Source organism: Streptomyces sp. WAC 01529 (genome assembly GCF_003945545.1).
Lineage (GTDB): Bacteria > Actinomycetota > Actinomycetes > Streptomycetales > Streptomycetaceae > Streptomyces > Streptomyces anatolicus.
Genome location: NZ_CP029617.1, coordinates 3,261,052 through 3,278,491, shown reverse-complemented (window position 1 = coordinate 3,278,491; position 17,440 = coordinate 3,261,052). Strand labels below are relative to the sequence as shown.

11 protein-coding genes are annotated in these 17,440 nt (G+C 72.4%); 7 read left to right on the top strand and 4 right to left on the bottom strand.

The annotated features are described in order from the left end of the window. Window positions 1-156: 156 nt before the first annotated feature. Window positions 157-945 carry an alpha/beta hydrolase gene (locus tag DMA15_RS14610; protein ID WP_125513182.1) on the top strand — a complete coding sequence of 263 codons (789 nt, stop codon included), beginning with the start codon at window positions 157-159 and terminating at the stop codon, window positions 943-945. A gap of 32 nt (window positions 946-977) precedes the next feature. On the opposite strand, the gene DMA15_RS14605 is transcribed toward DMA15_RS14610, so the two are convergent. After that, window positions 978-2,417, bottom strand: coding sequence for a diaminopimelate decarboxylase (locus DMA15_RS14605; RefSeq protein WP_125513181.1), 1,440 nt, complete (start codon window positions 2,415-2,417; stop codon window positions 978-980). Between the two features lie 144 nt (window positions 2,418-2,561). Between DMA15_RS14605 and hutU the strand changes: the two genes are divergently transcribed. The 4 genes from hutU (at window position 2,562) to hutI (ending at window position 8,148) form a co-directional block, all read left to right on the top strand. Further along, window positions 2,562-4,226 carry a urocanate hydratase gene (hutU, locus tag DMA15_RS14600; protein ID WP_125513180.1) on the top strand — a complete coding sequence of 555 codons (1,665 nt, stop codon included), beginning with the start codon at window positions 2,562-2,564 and terminating at the stop codon, window positions 4,224-4,226. Between the two features lie 77 nt (window positions 4,227-4,303). Continuing rightward, a complete protein-coding gene (locus tag DMA15_RS14595; RefSeq protein ID WP_125513179.1) occupies window positions 4,304-5,506 on the top strand; it encodes an allantoate amidohydrolase in 1,203 nt (400 codons plus the stop codon). Beyond that, a complete protein-coding gene (locus DMA15_RS14590; protein ID WP_125513178.1) occupies window positions 5,503-6,867 on the top strand; it encodes a formimidoylglutamate deiminase in 1,365 nt (454 codons plus the stop codon). Before DMA15_RS14595 ends, DMA15_RS14590 begins: the two co-directional genes overlap by 4 nt. 96 nt (window positions 6,868-6,963) lie before the next feature. Then, on the top strand, window positions 6,964-8,148 hold the full coding sequence (hutI, locus tag DMA15_RS14585; RefSeq protein ID WP_125513177.1) for an imidazolonepropionase: 1,185 nt from the start codon (window positions 6,964-6,966) through the stop codon (window positions 8,146-8,148). Here hutI and DMA15_RS14580 read toward each other — a convergent pair. Further along, window positions 8,132-9,817 (bottom strand): carboxylesterase family protein, encoded by a 1,686-nt coding sequence (locus tag DMA15_RS14580; RefSeq protein ID WP_240659795.1) that lies wholly within the window; start codon window positions 9,815-9,817, stop codon window positions 8,132-8,134. The genes hutI and DMA15_RS14580 overlap by 17 nt on opposite strands. A gap of 210 nt (window positions 9,818-10,027) precedes the next feature. Between DMA15_RS14580 and DMA15_RS14575 the strand changes: the two genes are divergently transcribed. Together DMA15_RS14575 and DMA15_RS14570 are read left to right on the top strand one after the other, a co-directional pair. Further along, window positions 10,028-11,464, top strand: coding sequence for a hypothetical protein (locus tag DMA15_RS14575; protein WP_125513176.1), 1,437 nt, complete (start codon window positions 10,028-10,030; stop codon window positions 11,462-11,464). A gap of 59 nt (window positions 11,465-11,523) precedes the next feature. After that, the gene (locus tag DMA15_RS14570; RefSeq protein ID WP_125513175.1) at window positions 11,524-12,891 is read left to right on the top strand and encodes a peptidase M23; all 1,368 of its coding nucleotides are present in this window, start codon (window positions 11,524-11,526) and stop codon (window positions 12,889-12,891) included. Between the two features lie 57 nt (window positions 12,892-12,948). On the opposite strand, the gene DMA15_RS14565 is transcribed toward DMA15_RS14570, so the two are convergent. Both DMA15_RS14565 and DMA15_RS14560 read right to left on the bottom strand, forming a co-directional pair. Further along, window positions 12,949-16,230 (bottom strand): AAA family ATPase, encoded by a 3,282-nt coding sequence (locus tag DMA15_RS14565; protein ID WP_125513174.1) that lies wholly within the window; start codon window positions 16,228-16,230, stop codon window positions 12,949-12,951. A 190-nt stretch (window positions 16,231-16,420) separates the two neighbouring features. Further along, on the bottom strand, window positions 16,421-17,365 hold the full coding sequence (locus tag DMA15_RS14560; RefSeq protein ID WP_125513173.1) for an RNA polymerase sigma factor SigF: 945 nt from the start codon (window positions 17,363-17,365) through the stop codon (window positions 16,421-16,423). Window positions 17,366-17,440: the final 75 nt, after the last annotated feature.

Here is a 17,440-nt window from a genome sequence, read left to right as displayed (position 1 = left end):
GAACACGTCTGCGAACACGTCTGGAGGAAGGGTCTGCCCGTGAGCTGCGTCACTATGCGCCGGTTGAGGAAGCTCAGAGCATGTCGGCGTTCGTCAGTCCCCGAGGGGGCGGGCGCGCGGCCCGCCGTCATGAGCTATGAGCGGAGACGGATTCCCATGGACAAGGTGTTCTCGAAGGACGGCACGGCCATCGCCTACGAACGGACCGGGCAGGGGCCCGCGCTGATCCTCGTCGGCGGCGCCTTCCAGCGCCGTGGCGACTTCGGGGAACTCCCCGGGCTGCTCGCCGGGGACTTCGACGTCATCACCTACGACCGTCGCGGGCGGGGCGACAGTGGCGACACCGCCCCCTACGACGTCCAGCGCGAGATCGAGGACCTGGACGCGGTGATCGGGCTCGCCGGTGGAAGCGCGTACGTCCACGGCATGTCCTCCGGTGCCGTCCTCGCGCTGGAGGCGGCGGGCCGCGGCAGCGCGATATCCCGTCTGTCGGTGTACGAGCCGCCGTTCGTGGTCGACGACAGCCGCCCGCCGCTTCCCCAGGACTACGTCGCCCACCTCACCGGCCTCGTGGAGAGCGGCGCGCGCGGCGACGCGGTCGCCTACTTCCTGACCCGCGCGGTCGGCGTCCCGCAGGACGTGGTGACCGGGATGCGCCAGGCGCCGTTCTGGGCCGGCATGGAAGCGGTGGCCCACACCCTTCCCTACGACGGAGCGGTCATGGGCGACACGATGTCCGGGCGCCCGCTGCCGGCCGGGCGCTGGGACGCCCTCGCCGACCGGCTCCTCGTGCTCGACGGCGGCGCGAGCGAGGCGTGGATCCGCCACGGGGCCAAGGCCCTGCCCGGCCTGCACCGCACGCTGGACAGCCAGGACCACGATGTCGACGCGAAGGTCCTCGCCCCTGTCCTGACGGAGTTCTTCACCACCGGCCCCACCCTCTGACGTACTGATACGGCCCGCACGGCGACCGGCGCTCAGAGGTACCGCAGCGCGTCCCGTTCCGCGCCGCCGCCCGCCTCCGCCACGATCTCGTCGAGCGTCTGAGGCTCGCGCGCGGCGGCGAACCGTACGTCGTCGCCGTAGGCCGAGAAGCCGTAGATCCCGGGCCTGGTGAGGCTGTTGTACGCGTAGTGGGCCGTGAAGTAGTACGCGCCCGTGTCGAGGACGGCCACATGGTCGCCCTGTTCGAGCAGCGGCAGCGGGCGGTTCTCGGCGAGCAGGTCGCCCGCGAAACAGGCCGGGCCCGCGATGTCCTGACCGACGGCGGGCCCGCCCTTGGGCCGCCCCTTCGCGTCGTACGCGGCGATCCGCAGCGGCCACGAGAGCGGCGCGTACACGGTCCGGGTCGCCACCTGCACGCCCGCGTGCGTCACCGCGATGGGCCTGCCGCCCGCCTTCTTCGCGTACTCGACGCGGGCGAGGACCGTGCCGTGCTTGGCGAGCAGCGAGCGGCCGAACTCGGTGACCAGGACGTACCGCCCGTCGAGCAGCCCCGGCACCCTCGCCTTGAGGCGGCGCGCGTACTGCGCGTGGGTCGGACTCTCCTCGTCCGAGCCGAAGTTGACGGGCAGTCCGCCGCCGATGTCGATCGTGTCGATCTGCCGCCGCCCGGCGCGTTCGTTGATCTCCTCGGCCAGTTCGTACGTGGCTCCGACGCCCCGCACCATCATCTCCAGCGGCATGCCCTGCGACCCGGAGTGCGCGTGCAGGCGGGTCAGCCACGGCCGGTCGAGGCAGGCCCGGATCACCCACTCCCTGGCGCCCTCGTCGCGCAGCGGGACGCCGAACTTGGAGGTGGGCGTCGCCGTCGACAGGGCGCCGATCGCGCCGCCGCCGATCTGCGGGTTCACGCGAAGCCCGACGGGGGAGGCGGTCGGCGCCGACTGGACCAGGGCGTCGACGCGGGCAAGCTCCTGCGGGTTGTCGGCGTTGACGGCGATGCCGAGCGCGAGGGCCTGGCGCAGCTCGGCGGGGGTCTTGGCGGGGGAGTCCAGGACGGTGTCGGCGGGCGCGATACCGGCGGCCCGCGCGAGCGCCAGCTCCCCGGGGCTCGCCACCTCGGCGCCGATCCCCGCCGCACGCAGCAGCCGCAGCACCGGCACGAGCGGGGTGGCCTTCACGGCGAAGGCGTGCAGGACGGGGGTGCCGGGCGGGGTGACGGCCTCGAAGGCGCCGCGCAGGGCGGCGGCGCTCGCGCGGACGCCGGCGATGTCGAGGAGGCAGACGAGGGGGCCGGCGGGGGCGGTGGGGGCGGTAGGGCCGACGAGACCCTGCTCCACGGCGGCGCGGATGGCCTGGTCGCGGCGGGCGGGGGCGTCGGGGCCCGCGGGGAGGGGCCGGGTCTGCTGGTCGTCGTCCGCGTCCGCGTGGTGGTCGTCGGGGGCCGCGTGATCCAGCCAGTCGTCGTGGGCCATGCGATCCAGCCAATCACCCGGGCCGGGCCCCCGCTGGCGTACTCGCGCATTCGTTCGCTATTGACTAGCCCTATTCAGCCCCTCAGGATGTGAATAACAAGGTCACACTCATACGCAGTCCGTCACGCGAGGAGGCACCGCCCCATGTCAGGACCCCGCCCCGTACGAGCAGCGCGCGGCACGGAACTGAACGCCCTGGGATGGCAGCAGGAAGCCGCCCTGCGGATGCTTCAGAACAACCTCGACCCCGAGGTCGCCGAGCACCCCGACAAGCTCGTCGTCTACGGCGGCACCGGCAAGGCGGCCCGCGACTGGCGCTCCTTCGACGCGATGGTCCGCACCCTGAAGACCCTGAAGCAGGACGAGACGATGCTCGTCCAGTCCGGCCGCCCCGTCGGCGTGATGCAGACCCACGAGTGGGCGCCGCGCGTCCTGATCGCCAACTCCAACCTCGTCGGCGACTGGGCGAACTGGGAGGAGTTCCGCCGTCTGGAGCAGCTGGGCCTGACCATGTACGGGCAGATGACCGCGGGCTCCTGGATCTACATCGGCACGCAGGGCATCCTCCAGGGCACGTACGAGACGTTCGCGGCGGTGGCGGCCAAGAAGTTCAACGGCACCCTCGCCGGGACCATCACCCTCACCGCCGGCCTCGGCGGCATGGGCGGCGCCCAGCCGCTCGCCGTGACCATGAACGACGGCGTCGCGATCTGTATCGACTGTGACCCGCGCGCCATCGAGCGCCGCATCGAGCACAAGTACCTCGACGTGAAGGCCGACTCCCTGGAGCACGCGCTCCAGCTCGCCGTCGAGGCACGGGACGCCCGCCGCCCCCTCTCCATCGGCCTGCTCGGCAACGCGGCGGACCTGGTGCCCCGCATGCTCGCCGAGTCCGCCCCCATCGACATCGTCACGGACCAGACCTCCGCCCACGACCCCCTGGCGTACCTGCCGACGGGCGTGGACTTCGACGAGATGCAGTCGTACGCGACGAAGGACCCGGCGGGCTTCACGACCCGCGCGCGCGAGTCGATGGCCAAGCACGTCGAGGCGATGGTCGGCTTCATGGACGCGGGCGCCGAGGTCTTCGACTACGGCAACTCGATCCGCGGCGAGGCCCAACTCGCTGGCTACGAGCGCGCGTTCGCCTTCCCCGGCTTCGTGCCCGCCTACATCCGCCCCCTCTTCTGCGAGGGCAAGGGCCCCTTCCGCTGGGCGGCCCTGTCGGGCGAGGCCTCCGACATCCACAAGACCGACAAGGCGATCCTCGACCTCTTCCCCGAGAACGAGTCGCTGCACCGCTGGATCAAGATGGCGGGTGAGCGCGTCCACTTCCAGGGCCTGCCCGCCCGCATCTGCTGGCTCGGCTACGGCGAGCGCGACAAGGCGGGCGAGCGCTTCAACGACATGGTCGCCTCCGGCGAACTCCAGGCCCCCCTCGCCATCGGCCGCGACCACCTGGACTGCGGCTCGGTCGCCTCCCCCTACCGCGAGACGGAGGCCATGCTCGACGGCTCCGACGCGATCGCCGACTGGCCGCTCCTGAACGCGATGGTGAACGTGGCATCGGGCGCCAGCTGGGTCTCCCTGCACCACGGCGGCGGCGTCGGCATGGGCCGCTCGATCCACGCGGGCCAGGTCTCGGTGGCCGACGGCACGAAGATCGCCGGAGAGAAGATCCGGCGCGTTCTCACCAATGACCCGGGGATGGGTGTCATCCGGCATGTGGACGCCGGGTACGACGTCGCGGAGTCCGTGGCGGACGAGAAGGGTGTGCGGGTTCCCATGCGGGAGGGTGACGGCGCGTGAGCGACTCACGATCCGTCGTGGCTGGTCGCGCAGTTCCTCGCGCCCCTGAGGGGGCGCGGCCCCCGTCCTTCCAGGAAATGTGGCGGGACCTCAGTTCCATCGGCCGCGACGCCGGCTCCGGCGGCTACCGCCGCTACGCCTGGACGGCCGCCGACACCGACTGCCGCGCCTGGTTCAAGGCCCAGACGGACACCCGCGGGCTCACCTACGAGCTGGACCGCAACGGCAACCAGTGGGCCTGGCTGGGCGACCCGGGCCAGGGGGACGCCGTCGTCACCGGCTCCCACCTGGACTCCGTCCCCGACGGCGGTGCCTTCGACGGCCCCCTCGGCGTCGTCTCCGCCTTCGCGGCCCTGGACGAACTGCGCGCACGCGGCGCCCGGTTCGCCAAGCCCCTGGCGATCGTCAACTTCGGCGACGAGGAAGGCGCCCGCTTCGGCCTGGCCTGCGTGGGTTCGAGGCTCACCGCGGGAAAGCTCACCGTCGAGGCGGCGCACAAGCTCCGGGACGGCGACGGCATCACGCTGCCCCAGGCGATGGAGGCGGCGGGCTACGACCCGTACGGAATCGGCCCCGACCCCGAACGCCTCGCCCGCATCGGCGCCTTCGTCGAGCTGCACGTCGAGCAGGGCCGCGCCCTCGACCTGACCGGCGACCCCGTCGGCATCGCGTCCGCCATCTGGCCGCACGGCCGCTGGCGCTTCGACTTCCGGGGCGAGGCCAACCACGCGGGCACGACCCGCCTCGCGGACCGCAGGGACCCCATGCTGACGTACGCGGAGACGGTGCTCGCCGCCCGCCGCGAGGCCGAACTGGCGGGCGCGGTCGCCACGTTCGGCAAGATCTCCGTCGAGCCGAACGGCGTCAACGCCATCCCCTCCCTCGTGCGCGGCTGGCTCGACTCCCGCGCCGCCGACCAGCCGACCCTGGACACGGTCGTCACCGGCATCGAGAAGGCGGCCCGCGAGTACGCGGAAAGGCACGGCATCGACCTCGACGTCGTACGCGAGTCCTTCACGCCGGTCGTGGAGTTCGAGGACGCCCTGCGCGACGAACTCGGCGCCATCCTGGGCGCGGAGAGCGACCGGCCGATCCCGGTCCTCGGCACGGGCGCGGGCCATGACGCGGGTATTCTGTCCGGCTCCATCCCCACCGCCATGCTGTTCGTACGCAACCCCACGGGCGTCTCGCACTCCCCGGCGGAGTCCGCCGCCGAGGACGACTGCGTGGCCGGGGTGACCGCACTCGCCGACGTACTGGAAGGGCTGGCCCGCAAGTGACGACGGACGCGAAGGCGCACACGTACTGGCTGGAACACGCCTGGCTCGGCACCCACGTCGAGCCGGGCGTGGCGGTGGAGGTGGCGGGCGAGCGGATCACGGCCGTCCGCGAGGGCGTCGAGGCGCCGCCGCCGGGCGCGACGGTCCTGCGCGGCCTGACCCTCCCCGGCCTCGCCAACGCCCACTCCCACGCCTTCCACCGCGCCCTGCGCGGCACCGTCCAGGTCGGCTCGGGCACCTTCTGGACGTGGCGCGAGGTCATGTACGCGGTGGCGGACCGGCTCACCCCCGAGACGTACCACGCGCTCGCCCGGGCGGTGTACGCGGAGATGGCGCTGGCGGGCATCACGACGGTGGGGGAGTTCCACTACCTCCACCACGGGCCGGGCGGCACCCCGTACGCCGATCCCAACGCGATGGGCGAGGCGCTGATCCAGGCGGCGTCGGACGCGGGCGTGCGCATCACGCTCCTGGACACGGCGTACGTGGCCTCGGGACTGCTCTCCGAGACGCGGGGCGAGCCCCCCAACCGCCACCAGCTCCGCTTCTCCGACGGCACGGCCGACGCGTGGGCCGAGCGGGCGTCGGCGCTCAAGGAACGCCCCCACGCCCGTATCGGGGCGGCGATCCACTCCGTACGGGCGGTCCCGGCCGGGCAGTTGGGCGTGGTCGCGCGGTGGGCCGCCGAGCGCGAGGCCCCCCTCCACGTCCACCTCTCCGAGCAGACGGCGGAGAACGACGCCTGCCAGGCCGTGCACGGCTGTACGCCCACGCAGCTGCTCTTCGACCGCGGAGTGCTCGGCACCCGCACGACCGGCGTCCACAACACGCACCTCACGGAGGAGGACATCGGGCTCCTCGGCCGCACCACGACGGGCACGTGCATGTGCCCGACGACCGAACGGGACCTGGCGGACGGCATCGGCCCCGCGGCCACCCTCCACCGGGAGGGCAGCCCCCTCTCCCTGGGCAGCGACAGCCACGCGGTGATCGACATCCTCGAAGAGGCGCGGGCGATGGAGCTGAACGAACGGCTGCGCTCGCACACGCGGGGCCACTGGACGGCGGCGGCGCTGCTGCGGGCGGCCACCGCCGACGGGCACGCGGCACTCGGCTGGCCCGACGCGGGCGCGATCGAGCGGGGCGCGCTCGCGGACCTCACGACGATCGCCCTGGACTCGGTCCGCACGGCGGGCCCCGTCCCGCGCCTCGCCGCCGAGACGGCGGTCTTCGCGGCGACCGCGGCGGACGTCCGGCATGTCGTGGCCGGGGGCCGAGTGGTCGTACGGGATGGTTCCCACGCGCTGATTCCCGACGTCCCGTCGGCTCTGGCGGAGGCGATCGCGGCGCTGAGGGACTGACGCTGCAGCCCGAGCCGGTCCTCTGCCCGGGGCTCCGCCCCGGACCCCGCTCCTCGAACGCCGGAGGGGCTGAATCCCCCCATCCCCGGAGACACCATGACCACCACCCTCATCACCAACATCGCAAGCCTCGTCACCAACGACCCCGCACAGGGCGACGGAACCCCCCTCGGCCTGCTGACGGACGCCGCCGTCGTCCTGGACGGCGAGAAGATCGCCTGGGTGGGCCCGGCCGACAAGGCCCCGGCGGCGGACGAGACGTACGACGCCGAGGGCCGCGCCGCCATCCCCGGCTTCGTCGACTCCCACTCCCACCTCGTCTTCGCGGGCGACCGCACCCAGGAGTTCAACGCCCGCATGTCGGGCCGCCCCTACTCCGCGGGAGGCATCCGCACCACGGTCGCCGCGACCCGCGCCGCCACCGACGAGGAGCTGGAGGCGAACGTCACCCACTACCTCGCCGAGGCCCTCCGCCAGGGCACCACCACCTTCGAGACGAAGTCGGGCTACGGCCTCACCACGCGGGACGAGGCACGCGCCCTGCGCATCGCGGCCCGGCACACGGACGAGGTCACGTTCCTCGGCGCGCACATCGTCCCGCCCGACCACGCCGACGACCCGGCGGCGTACGTGGAACTGGTCACCGGCGAGATGCTGGACGCCTGCGCCCCGCACGCCCGCTGGATCGACGTCTTCTGCGAGAAGGGCGCCTTCGACGGCGACCAGGCCCGCGCGATCCTCACGGCGGGCAAGGCGAAGGGCCTGCACCCCCGCATCCACGCCAACCAGCTCTCGTACGGCCCCGGCGTCCAGCTCGCCGTCGAACTGGACGCGGCGAGCGCCGACCACTGCACGCACCTGACGGACGCGGACGTCGACGCCCTCGCTCAGGGCGACACGGTGGCCACCCTCCTCCCCGGCGCGGAGTTCTCCACCCGCGCCGAATGGCCGGACGCCCGCCGCCTCCTGGACGCGGGCGCGACCGTGGCCCTCTCCACGGACTGCAACCCGGGCTCGTCCTTCACCTCCTCCATGCCGTTCTGCATCGCCCTGGCGGTACGGGACATGGGCATGACCCCGGACGAGGCGATCTGGTCGGCGACGGCGGGCGGCGCGAGGGCGCTGCGCCGCACGGACATCGGCGTCATCCGCGAGGGCGCCCGCGCCGACCTGGCCCTCCTGGACGCCCCGAGCCACGTCCACCTGGCGTACCGTCCGGGGGTCCCGCTGGTCGGCGAGGTCTGGCAGCGGGGCAGCCGCCGAGTTACCGCGGAGAGGTGATCTCCCCGCGGACCGCCCGGGTGGCCTCCCAGAAGGCGAGGTTGTGTTCCCGGTAGTAGTCGACGGGCCCGATCCGGTGCGGTGCCAGCGACTGCGTGTACGGCAGGTGCGGGGTGTAGGGCGGCCAGGCGGGCGCACCGGCGGCACTCGGCGTGCCGGTGCGGGCGAACGCGGCCCAGTACCCGCTCATCGTGGCCGACAGGCACCGCTGTGCGGGCGTGAACCGCGGCTCGGCCGTCTCGTCCTCGAACAGGTACGGGATGTCGCCCGCGTGGAAGGCGCCGAAGTCGAAGTCGCCGGGCAGCGGCAGGAACATCGGCGCGTCGCGGTCGGCGAACTCGTAGGCGTACACAGGGACATACCGGGCCAGCGAGTCGTGCTGCGCCTGCGTGCCGCGCGCCCACATGCGGTCGGTGATCACGGTGGCCCACGCCAGCGCGGGGGAGGGGAAAGCGTCCGTGGGGTACTCGGCCCGCACCCGCTTCGCGAACCGCCAGCCGAACGCGGTGCGCAGCGCCCGCCCGTAGTCGGCCTCCGTGAACTTCCTGCCCACCGCGTCGTACAGCATCCCGACGAACGTCCGGTGTTCGTCGAGCGTCGCGCCCGACAGGACGGGCACGCGGTGGAAGCGGCCGGCGCGCAGGGCCTTCGGGGGCAGCTCGGGCAGGGTGGCGTTGCCGTATCCGAACGCCTGGAAGGCGTTCATGATGTGCGGCACCTTGAGGATCGTCTTCACGGGCAGGGCGCGCAGGCAGGCGAGCGTGCGCTGCGGGCGGCGGTCCCGGCAGCCGAGGGTCGAGGTCATCTCGGTGGTGATGTCCTCCATCTCCCGGCCCGCCCGCCACACGTACCACGGATAGCCCGGCACGCCGGGGCCCATCGCACCGGCCGGCATGTCCATCACGGCCTCGCCGCTCGCCATGACGGCACGGTGGAACAGGCCCTTGGACGCGGGTGACGTCAGATGCCCGGCCACGGCGGACGCGCCGAACGACACACCGGCAACGGTGACGTTGCCCGGGTCGCCGCCGAAGGCCCGCGCGTTGTTCCGTACCCAGGTGAGGGCGGCCCGCTGGTCCTGGAGGCCGAAGGTGCCGGACCCCGGGAGACCCGGCAGGGCGAGACCGCCGAAGACGCCGAGCCGGTAGTTGACGGTGACGACCACCAGGCCGCGCTCGGCCGGCCGGCGCCCGTCGAAGAAGCCGCCCCCGCCCACGGAGCCGTCTCCGTGGATCCAGACGAGGACGGGCGCGGCCCGCCGAGGGTGCCGGTCCGCGGCCGGAGGCGTCGTGACGTTCAGGACCAGGCAGTCCTCCTCGGTGCTGGAGATCTGCGCGTACGCCGAGGGCACCTGCGGGCACAGCGGCCCGGGCTTCGTGGCGTCCCTGACCCCCTTCCACGGCTGTACGGGGCGGGGCGGCGCCCAGCGGTGACGCCCCTTGGGGGCGCCCGCGTAGGGGATGCCCCGGAAGACGCGGTGCGCGCCCGACCGGGCGCCGCGGACGAGCCCGGCGTCGGTGCGCACGGTGTCGCCGGTGCGCGGGGTCTCCTCGGCGCCGGGGCCGGGATTCGCCGCGGAGGCGAGCGGAGCCGACAGCAGCGCGGTGAACGTCAGGGCGGTGGCCGTCAGCGCGAAGGCCGCCCGGTGGGGAGTTCTGCGATGGATCACGACGGAAGCCTTCCTCGTGGGGGCCTGTCCCGGCGCGCGGACGCACCGAAGACGACCTGAACGAGGCGCGGGGCCCGGTCGAACGGGCCCGCGCCACTGCCACGGGGCAGGCGCGTGATCGCGTCTGGCGGCCGCGCGTTCCCCTCACGCGCCCTACGGGTACGACGTTCCTCCGCACCGGGCGGAGGACTGAGGCTGGAGGAGCCGGATATGGCACCCACCGCACCCGAATTCGGTCCTGGCATCGACCCGTACGCGCTCTACGAACCGCAGCGCGACTGTGACCCCGAGGCCAAACCCGGCCTGGTCGGCTTCCGCGACCTGGTGCTCGCCGCCTACCCCGGTACGACCAACATGGGGATCAGCAGGGCCTGCGGCAGCGGAGGCCAGAGCGAGCACAAGGAGGGGCGGGCCTGGGACTGGGGCGTGAACGTGCAGGGCCAGGAGCACCTGGCCGACGACCTCATCAACTGGCTGCACGCCACGGACCGGCACGGCAACCCGCACGCCCTCGCCCGCCGCTTCGGCATCATGTACATGATCTGGAACCGGCGCATCTGGATGGCCAACCGCGCGGACGCCGGCTGGCAGCCGTACCGGGGCGCCAACCCGCACACCAACCACATCCACTTCAGCTTCTCGTGGGCCGGCGCCCGCAAGGAGACGAGCTGGTGGAAGGGTCCTGTGGCACCGGACCGGCGGCAGCGGCTGGCGGTGGGGATGTCGGCGGACGGTCGTGTGGAGGTGTTCCATGCGGCGGTCGACCAGATCTACCACACGTATCAGCATGAGCCGGGTGGTGCGTGGTCGGGCTGGCGGGCGTTCGGCGGCCCCGCGTCGGCGGCCCTGGCGCTGGCGGCTTCGCCGGACGGGCGCCTGGAGCTGTTCGCCATGAACGGCGACACGTTCATGCACCGGTACCAGGCGAAGGTGTCGGGGGAATGGGCCGACTGGTATGCGTTCGGCGGCGGCGGAGACCACCTGGCCGTGTCCAAGAACCACGACGGCCGCCTGGAGGTGTTCGCCTCCAACGGCGACGGCGTCCACCACCGTTGGCACAACACGCCGGGTGGGACGTGGCATGACTGGCGGCCGTTGGGTGGTCCGGCGGGTGCGCGTCTCGCGGCGGCTCCGGCATCCGACGGCCGGATCGAGGTGTTCGCGATGAACGACGACATCTTCCGGCACACCTGCCAGACCGACCTGACGGGGACGTGGCGGGAGTGGGTCGATTTCGGTCTGGGGGGTGAGCATCTGGCGGTGGCGAAGAACCGTGACGGGCGGTTGGAGGTCTTCGCGACCAACGACTCGGGGGTACACCACCGTTGGCAGAACATCCCGGCCGGTGACTGGCATGACTGGCAGCCGCTGGGTGGTCCGGTGAGCGCACGGCTTGCGGTGGTGGAGTCGCATGACGAGCGGATCGAGGTGTTCGCCATGAACGACGACGTCTTGCAGCACAACTACCAGGTGGATGCGTCGGGGGCGTGGCGTACCTGGCAGGACTTCGGTGGCGGGGGCTACTTCATCCGGGCGCTGCGTAATCGGGACGGGCGGCTGGAGATCTTCGCCAACAACCCCGGGGGCGTACATCACCGTTGGCAGCACCAGCCCGGCAGCACCTGGCTCGACTGGCAACCGCTGTGACGCCCTCACCCGAGCCCCATCGGCCTCGCACAGAGCCTCGCACAGACAGGAACACTCCCATGGCACCCTGCCGCGTACCCCCGGACCGAGACCTGGACGTCACGAAGACGGTGTACACCGTCGGCCGCGACCTCGGCGTCTCCGACAAAGTGATGCTGGCCGGCTTCGAAGCCGGCTGGGTCGAGTCCCACATGAACAACCTCGACTGCGGCGACCGCGACTCCCTCGGCGTCTTCCAGCAGCGCCCGAGCCAAGGCTGGGGCACACCGCAACAGATCATGCACGTGCCGTACGCCGCCGAGCAGTTCTTCACGCGGGCTATCCGCGTCGAGCAGCAGCACCCGAACCTGACGGCCGGGCAGACCGCCCAGAGGGTGCAGCGTTCCGCGTTCCCCGACCGGTACGACCAGGCCGAGGGCAAGGCCCGCGCGCTGCTCGACGAAGCGAAGGAGGCGGTCGGCCCGGGAAAACCGGACCGGCGGCAGCGGCTCGCGGTGGGGATGTCGGCGGACGGTCGTGTGGAGGTGTTCCATGCGGCGGTCGACCAGATCTACCACACGTATCAGCATGAGCCGGGTGGCGCGTGGTCGGGCTGGCGGCCGTTCGGCGGCCCCGCGTCGGCGACGGTCGCGCTGGCGGCTTCGCCGGACGGGCGCCTGGAGCTGTTCGCCATGAACGGTGACACGTTCATGCACCGCTATCAGGCGAAGGTGTCGGCGGAGTGGGCCGACTGGTACGCGTTCGGCGGGGGAGGGGACCACCTGGCGGTCGGGAGCAACCACGACGGCCGGTTGGAAGTCTTCGCCTCCAACTCCGCTGGTGTGCATCACCGTTGGCACAACACGCCGGGCGGTACGTGGCATGACTGGCGGCCGTTGGGTGGTCCGGCGGGTGCGCGTCTCGCGGCGGCTCCGGCATCCGACGGGCGGATCGAGGTGTTCGCCATGAATGACGACATCTTCCGGCACACGTGTCAGACGGATCTGGCGGGGACGTGGCGGGAGTGGGTCGATTTCGGTCTGGGTGGTGAGCACCTGGCGGTGGCGAAGAACCGTGACGGGCGGTTGGAGGTCTTCGCGTCCAACGACTCAGGGGTACACCACCGTTGGCAGAACGTGCCGGCCGGTGACTGGCATGACTGGCAGCCGTTGGGTGGTCCGGTGAGCGCGCGGCTTGCGGTGGTGGAGTCGCATGACGAGCGGATCGAGGTGTTCGCCATGAACGATGACGTCCTGCAGCACAACTACCAGGTGGGTGCTTCGGGGGCGTGGCGTACCTGGCAGGACTTCGGTGGCGGGGGCTACTTCATCCGGGCGCTGCGTAATCGGGACGGGCGGCTGGAGATCTTCGCCAACAACCCCGGGGGCGTACATCACCGTTGGCAGCACCAGCCCGGCAGCACCTGGCTCGACTGGCAACCGCTGTGATCCTGCCTTCGCACAGCAGGCCGTCGCGGACACCGGTGTGGTGTCCGCGACGGCCGGTCACAGCTTCCAGCGGAGCTCCCGGTCGGGGGTGTAGCGGCACATCGTCCCGGTGGAGAGGGCGCGGCGCAGGTGGGCCGCGAGGTCGGGGTGCCGCTGGTCCAGCTTGCGCAAGGTGTCACGGATGCGGCCGGTGACGTTCTTCCGGGCGCGTTCGCGCGAGTCGCCCAGGCGGCGGGGGCGGCCTCCGAGACCCGCGTAGCGGCGCAGCTCCTCCAGCAGGTCCGCTCGCTCTTGGTCGTAGGCGGCCGCGCGTCGCTCGTCGCCCTGTTCGACCGCCCGGTCGATCTCCTCCTCCAGCCGCTCCAGATGACGTCGGTAGCGGGTGCGGGCCTCGTCGTCGAGCACGTCGTCGGCCCCCATTCCGTGCGCGGTGGCGACGGTGTCGTCGTCCGGGTTCAGCAGCCGGACCGCCGCGATGTCCTGGCCGGGCAGGCTCAGCAGGCAGTGGAGGTCGCGCAGGCCCTTCGCGTCGGGCATGTGTACGGTGCGGCCCTCGTACGTCAGCCGCCACACCTCGCCGTTGCGACGGAACTCGTACGCGGCGGGCGCGTCAACCCGGTCGGGACGACCGCCGCCCAAGTGCTCGACGCGGGCGAGCAGATGCGTCATTCCCAGCTCCCGCGCCTGCGGCTCCGCCTCGCCGAGCAGGCGGGCCACGTACCGCTCGTCGTGGGCGCCCTGCGCCGCGATCGCGGCCGTCAGTTCGAGGCGGGACCGCAGCGACCAGGGCAGCGCGTGCAGGCGGTCGGCCGACCGGCATGCCTCGGTGAGATGGCGTACGGCCGAGTCCCAGCGCTGTCGCGCCGCGTCGAGCACGCCGAGCCAGAGCGCGGCCGGGCCGCTGATGTCCCATCCGAAGAGGGAGACCAGCCACTGGCCGGTGTACGGGACGAGCGCGGCGTGGGCGTTGTCGCACCACGCCGGGTCGCCCGACGCGGCGGCCGCCTGCGCCTGGTAGCGCAGCCACAGGGGGGTGACGCTGCGGTGGAGCACCGTGTCACCGCCGGCGCCCGCGCCCGGGCGGGGGACGGGCACGCCCCGGCCCTCGCCGGCCTCCAGGTCGGCGAGGGCCTCGACGAGGTCGACGTACGGATGCTGCTGGGCCCGCAGTGTGTCGAGCAGCCGCCGCGCCTCGGTGAACCTGCCGCGCAGGACGAGCAGGCTCCAGCGGTGGTGGGAGACGAAGTACTGGTAGTAGTTGGCGCTCGACGCGCTCATCGACTCCGAGGCTTCGAGCAGCTCGGTCGCCTCGGTGAACCTGCCGGTCAGGGCGTCGATGATGCTGCGGTCGATCACGGAGTGCAGCCGCAGGCGGGCCGAGCCGTCGGCGGCGCCCAGGGCCACCATGGCGTGGAAGTCCTCCATGAAGCGCGGGTCGCCCGCCTCCAGTGCGGCGACCCAGCTCATGGACATCGCCACGTGCTCCGTCCACCGGTCGCCACGGCGCCGGGACACCGCGACGAGCTCTTCCGCGAGGGCCCGCCGGTCGCCCACCGTCCGCGGACCCCACTCCGACTGCAGTCGTGCCCAGAGCCCGATGTGCAACGTGTCGTCATCGCCCGCCGCACGGGCCCCGGCGATCACACCGGCCGCCACGTGCCGGGCCAGGGAGCACTGCGACAGGGTCGGTTCGCCGTCGTCCCCCGCCGTCGCCGGTTCCCCGGAAGCGGCGCGTTGCTGTTCGTGGGCCCACCGCAGGACGCGTGGCTTCAGCAGCGCGGTGTCGCCGCGCCCGTCGGAGCCGTACAGGGTCAGTGCGGTCCACCCCATCAGCAGCGGATCGTTCAGCCCCCGCGCCAGGGTGGCGGCGTCGGCGTACTCCCGCCAGGAACGCTCGTGTTCGCCGAGCATCTGGAGCGCCGTCCCGAAGTGGAGGATGAGCAGCACCCGGCGCGCGGGGGCCGCGTCGCCGAGGCGGTCGAGGGCGCGCTGATAGTGCCCGGCCGCTTCCTCGTGCGCCATGCGGTTCTCCGCGTGCCGCGCGGCGGACAGCAGGAGGTCCACCGCCTCGTCGCGGTCCAGCTCCTCGAAGGCGAGGTGGGCGTGGCGGGCCAGCTCCACCGGGAGGGTCACGTCCCGCGCGTCCGTGGTGCTGCGCAGCGCGCGTACGGCGGCGGCGTGCAGTCGGCGTACGCGCCGGGTGTCCAGGCTGCCGTAAAGGGTCTCGCGCACGAGGTCATGCTCGAAGACCACTTCCCGGGAGACCGCCTTCTGGGAGAGCGAGTCCCGGGAGAGCCAGTCCTGGGAGGCCTCCCCGTCGGGCTCGTACGCCACGAGCCGCGCGCCCGCGGCCTGGTCCAGCCACCGGCACACCTCCCCGGGCGGGGCGCCCATGACGCTCGCCAGGGTGTCGGCGCGGAACCGCCGCCCGAGGACGGACGCGGCCCCCAGACAGTCGGCGACGGCACCGTCCAGCAGGTGCAACCGCTGCCGGAGCGAGGCGTGCAGGCCCGGCGACATCCCGCTCACCTCGTGACCGCCGGCCCACAGGCGCGCGGTCTCCTGTACGAAGAAGGGGTTGCCGCCCGTCCGGTGCAGCACGTCGGCGACGAGCCTGCCGTCCGGGGCGGTTCCCGCCGTACGGTGCATCAGTTCGGCGACGTCGTCGGCGCCGAGTCCCGTGAGCGTGAGGGTCGTCGCCCGGGCCGTCAATGACCGGAGCCGGTCGCGCAGGGAGTGGTCGGGCCGCTCGACCTCGACGAGCCTGCACGTGGCCACGATCAACACCCGCTCCAGCGATACGTGCTGCGCCGCGAACTCCAGGAGGGCGACCGACGCCGAGTCGGCCCAGTGCACGTCTTCCAGCACCACCAGGACGGGCTGGTGCTGCGCCGCGGTGACCAGCATGGTCGTGACCGCGTCGAACAGCTCGAACCGCCCCGACTCCTCGGCCCGGCCCCCGCCGTCAAGCAGCACCTGCCACGCCGTACCGGCAGCCTCGGACGCGGCCTCCCACGCCTCTGCCCGCAGGGAGCCGCGCAGACCGCGTATGACCTGTGTCCAGGGCCAGTACCCCGGAGTGCCGTCGGCGCCCCAGCACGACCCGCGCAACACGGCCATGCCCGCACGCCGCGCCTCGTGCACCGCGCAACCGGTGAGGGCCGTCTTGCCGATGCCCGCCTCACCGCTGACCAGCAGCAGCCCGCCGCGACCGCCACGGGCCCGCTCCAACTGGGCGCGCATCGCCCGCAGGAACTCCCCCCGCCCGAGCAGGTCCTGCGCGCCACCGTCCTCCCCCGGCCCCACGATCACGACCGCCCCCGCCCGAGCACGTCCCATCCGGCGCCAGCCGCTGTCTCACCGAAAAGCGTAGGGCGTGTTCGAAAACCGGATCAACTCGACCAAAGGGGTGAACGGCGAACGCTCCGGCCCTGCCGGACGCCGTCCCGCCGGAACGGCTGTGGGGCCCGCCCCCGTCAAGAGGCGGGCCCCACAGGGCCGTTCGGGCGCGCAGCGGCGCCGCGCCGGGTCACTCTTCGACCGTCAGTCCCTTGCGGAGCTTGACGAGGGTCCGCGACAGCAGTCGCGACACGTGCATCTGCGAGATGCCCAGCTCCTCGCCGATCTCCGACTGCGTCATGTTGGCGACGAAGCGGAGGGAGAGGATCTTGCGGTCGCGCGGCGGCAGCTCGGCGATCAGCGGCTTCAGCGACTCGACGTACTCGATGCCCTCGAGACCGTGGTCCTCGTAGCCGATGCGGTCCGCGAGCGCGCCCTCGGAGTCGTCCTCCTCGGGCTGGGCGTCCAGCGAGCTGGCCGTGTAGGCGTTGGAGGCGGCCATGCCCTCGACGACCTCGTCGTTGGAGATGCCGAGGCGCTCGGCGAGTTCACCGACCGTCGGGGCGCGATCGAACTTCTGGGCGAGTTCGTCGCCCGCCTTGGCGAGGTCGAGCCGGAGTTCCTGGAGGCGGCGCGGGACCCGCACCGACCAGCTCGTGTCACGGAAGAAGCGCTTGATCTCACCGACGATCGTCGGCATCGCGAACGTGGGGAACTCCACACCGCGGCTGAGTTCGAAGCGGTCGATCGCCTTGATGAGGCCGATCGTGCCGACCTGGATGATGTCCTCCATCGGCTCGCTGCGGGAGCGGAACCGGGAGGCCGCGAACTTCACCAGGGCGAGGTTCAGCTCGACCAGGGTGTTGCGCACGTACGAGTATTCGTGGGTGCCTTCCTCGAGCGATTCGAGGCGCCCGAAGAGGGTCTTGGACAGGGCCCGCGCGTCCAGCGCCCCCACCTTGTCGTACGGCGGGATCTCGGGAAGGTCGTCGAGGCCTTCCGGGGTTTCCGGGGCTTCCAGGCCTTCCGGGGACGGCTGGGGCTCGTGGGAGGGGCCCGGGATGGTGGCGGAGCGGTGCGGCGGGAGTGTCGACGTCGCTTGGTCAGTATGCGATTCGTCGAGCCGGGGTGACATGGGTGTCCTCCATCGTTCTCGGCATATGGCTGCCGATGCCAATACGTGCACTGCGGTGTGCGGCGCCTCCAAAGC

Excerpts from the sequence above, each read along its gene's own strand:
- DMA15_RS14610 (WP_125513182.1), top strand. The coding sequence starts at position 157 with ATGGACAAGGTGTTCTCGAAGGACGGCACGGCCATCGCCTACGAACGG.
- DMA15_RS14570 (WP_125513175.1), top strand. The coding sequence starts at position 11,524 with ATGGCACCCTGCCGCGTACCCCCGGACCGAGACCTGGACGTCACGAAG.
- DMA15_RS14575 (WP_125513176.1), top strand. The coding sequence starts at position 10,028 with ATGGCACCCACCGCACCCGAATTCGGTCCTGGCATCGACCCGTACGCG.
- DMA15_RS14560 (WP_125513173.1), bottom strand. The coding sequence starts at position 17,365 with ATGTCACCCCGGCTCGACGAATCGCATACTGACCAAGCGACGTCGACA.
- DMA15_RS14605 (WP_125513181.1), bottom strand. The coding sequence starts at position 2,417 with ATGGCCCACGACGACTGGCTGGATCACGCGGCCCCCGACGACCACCAC.
- DMA15_RS14565 (WP_125513174.1), bottom strand. The coding sequence starts at position 16,230 with ATGGGACGTGCTCGGGCGGGGGCGGTCGTGATCGTGGGGCCGGGGGAG.
- DMA15_RS14595 (WP_125513179.1), top strand. The coding sequence starts at position 4,304 with ATGTGGCGGGACCTCAGTTCCATCGGCCGCGACGCCGGCTCCGGCGGC.
- hutI (WP_125513177.1), top strand. The coding sequence starts at position 6,964 with ATGACCACCACCCTCATCACCAACATCGCAAGCCTCGTCACCAACGAC.
- hutU (WP_125513180.1), top strand. The coding sequence starts at position 2,562 with ATGTCAGGACCCCGCCCCGTACGAGCAGCGCGCGGCACGGAACTGAAC.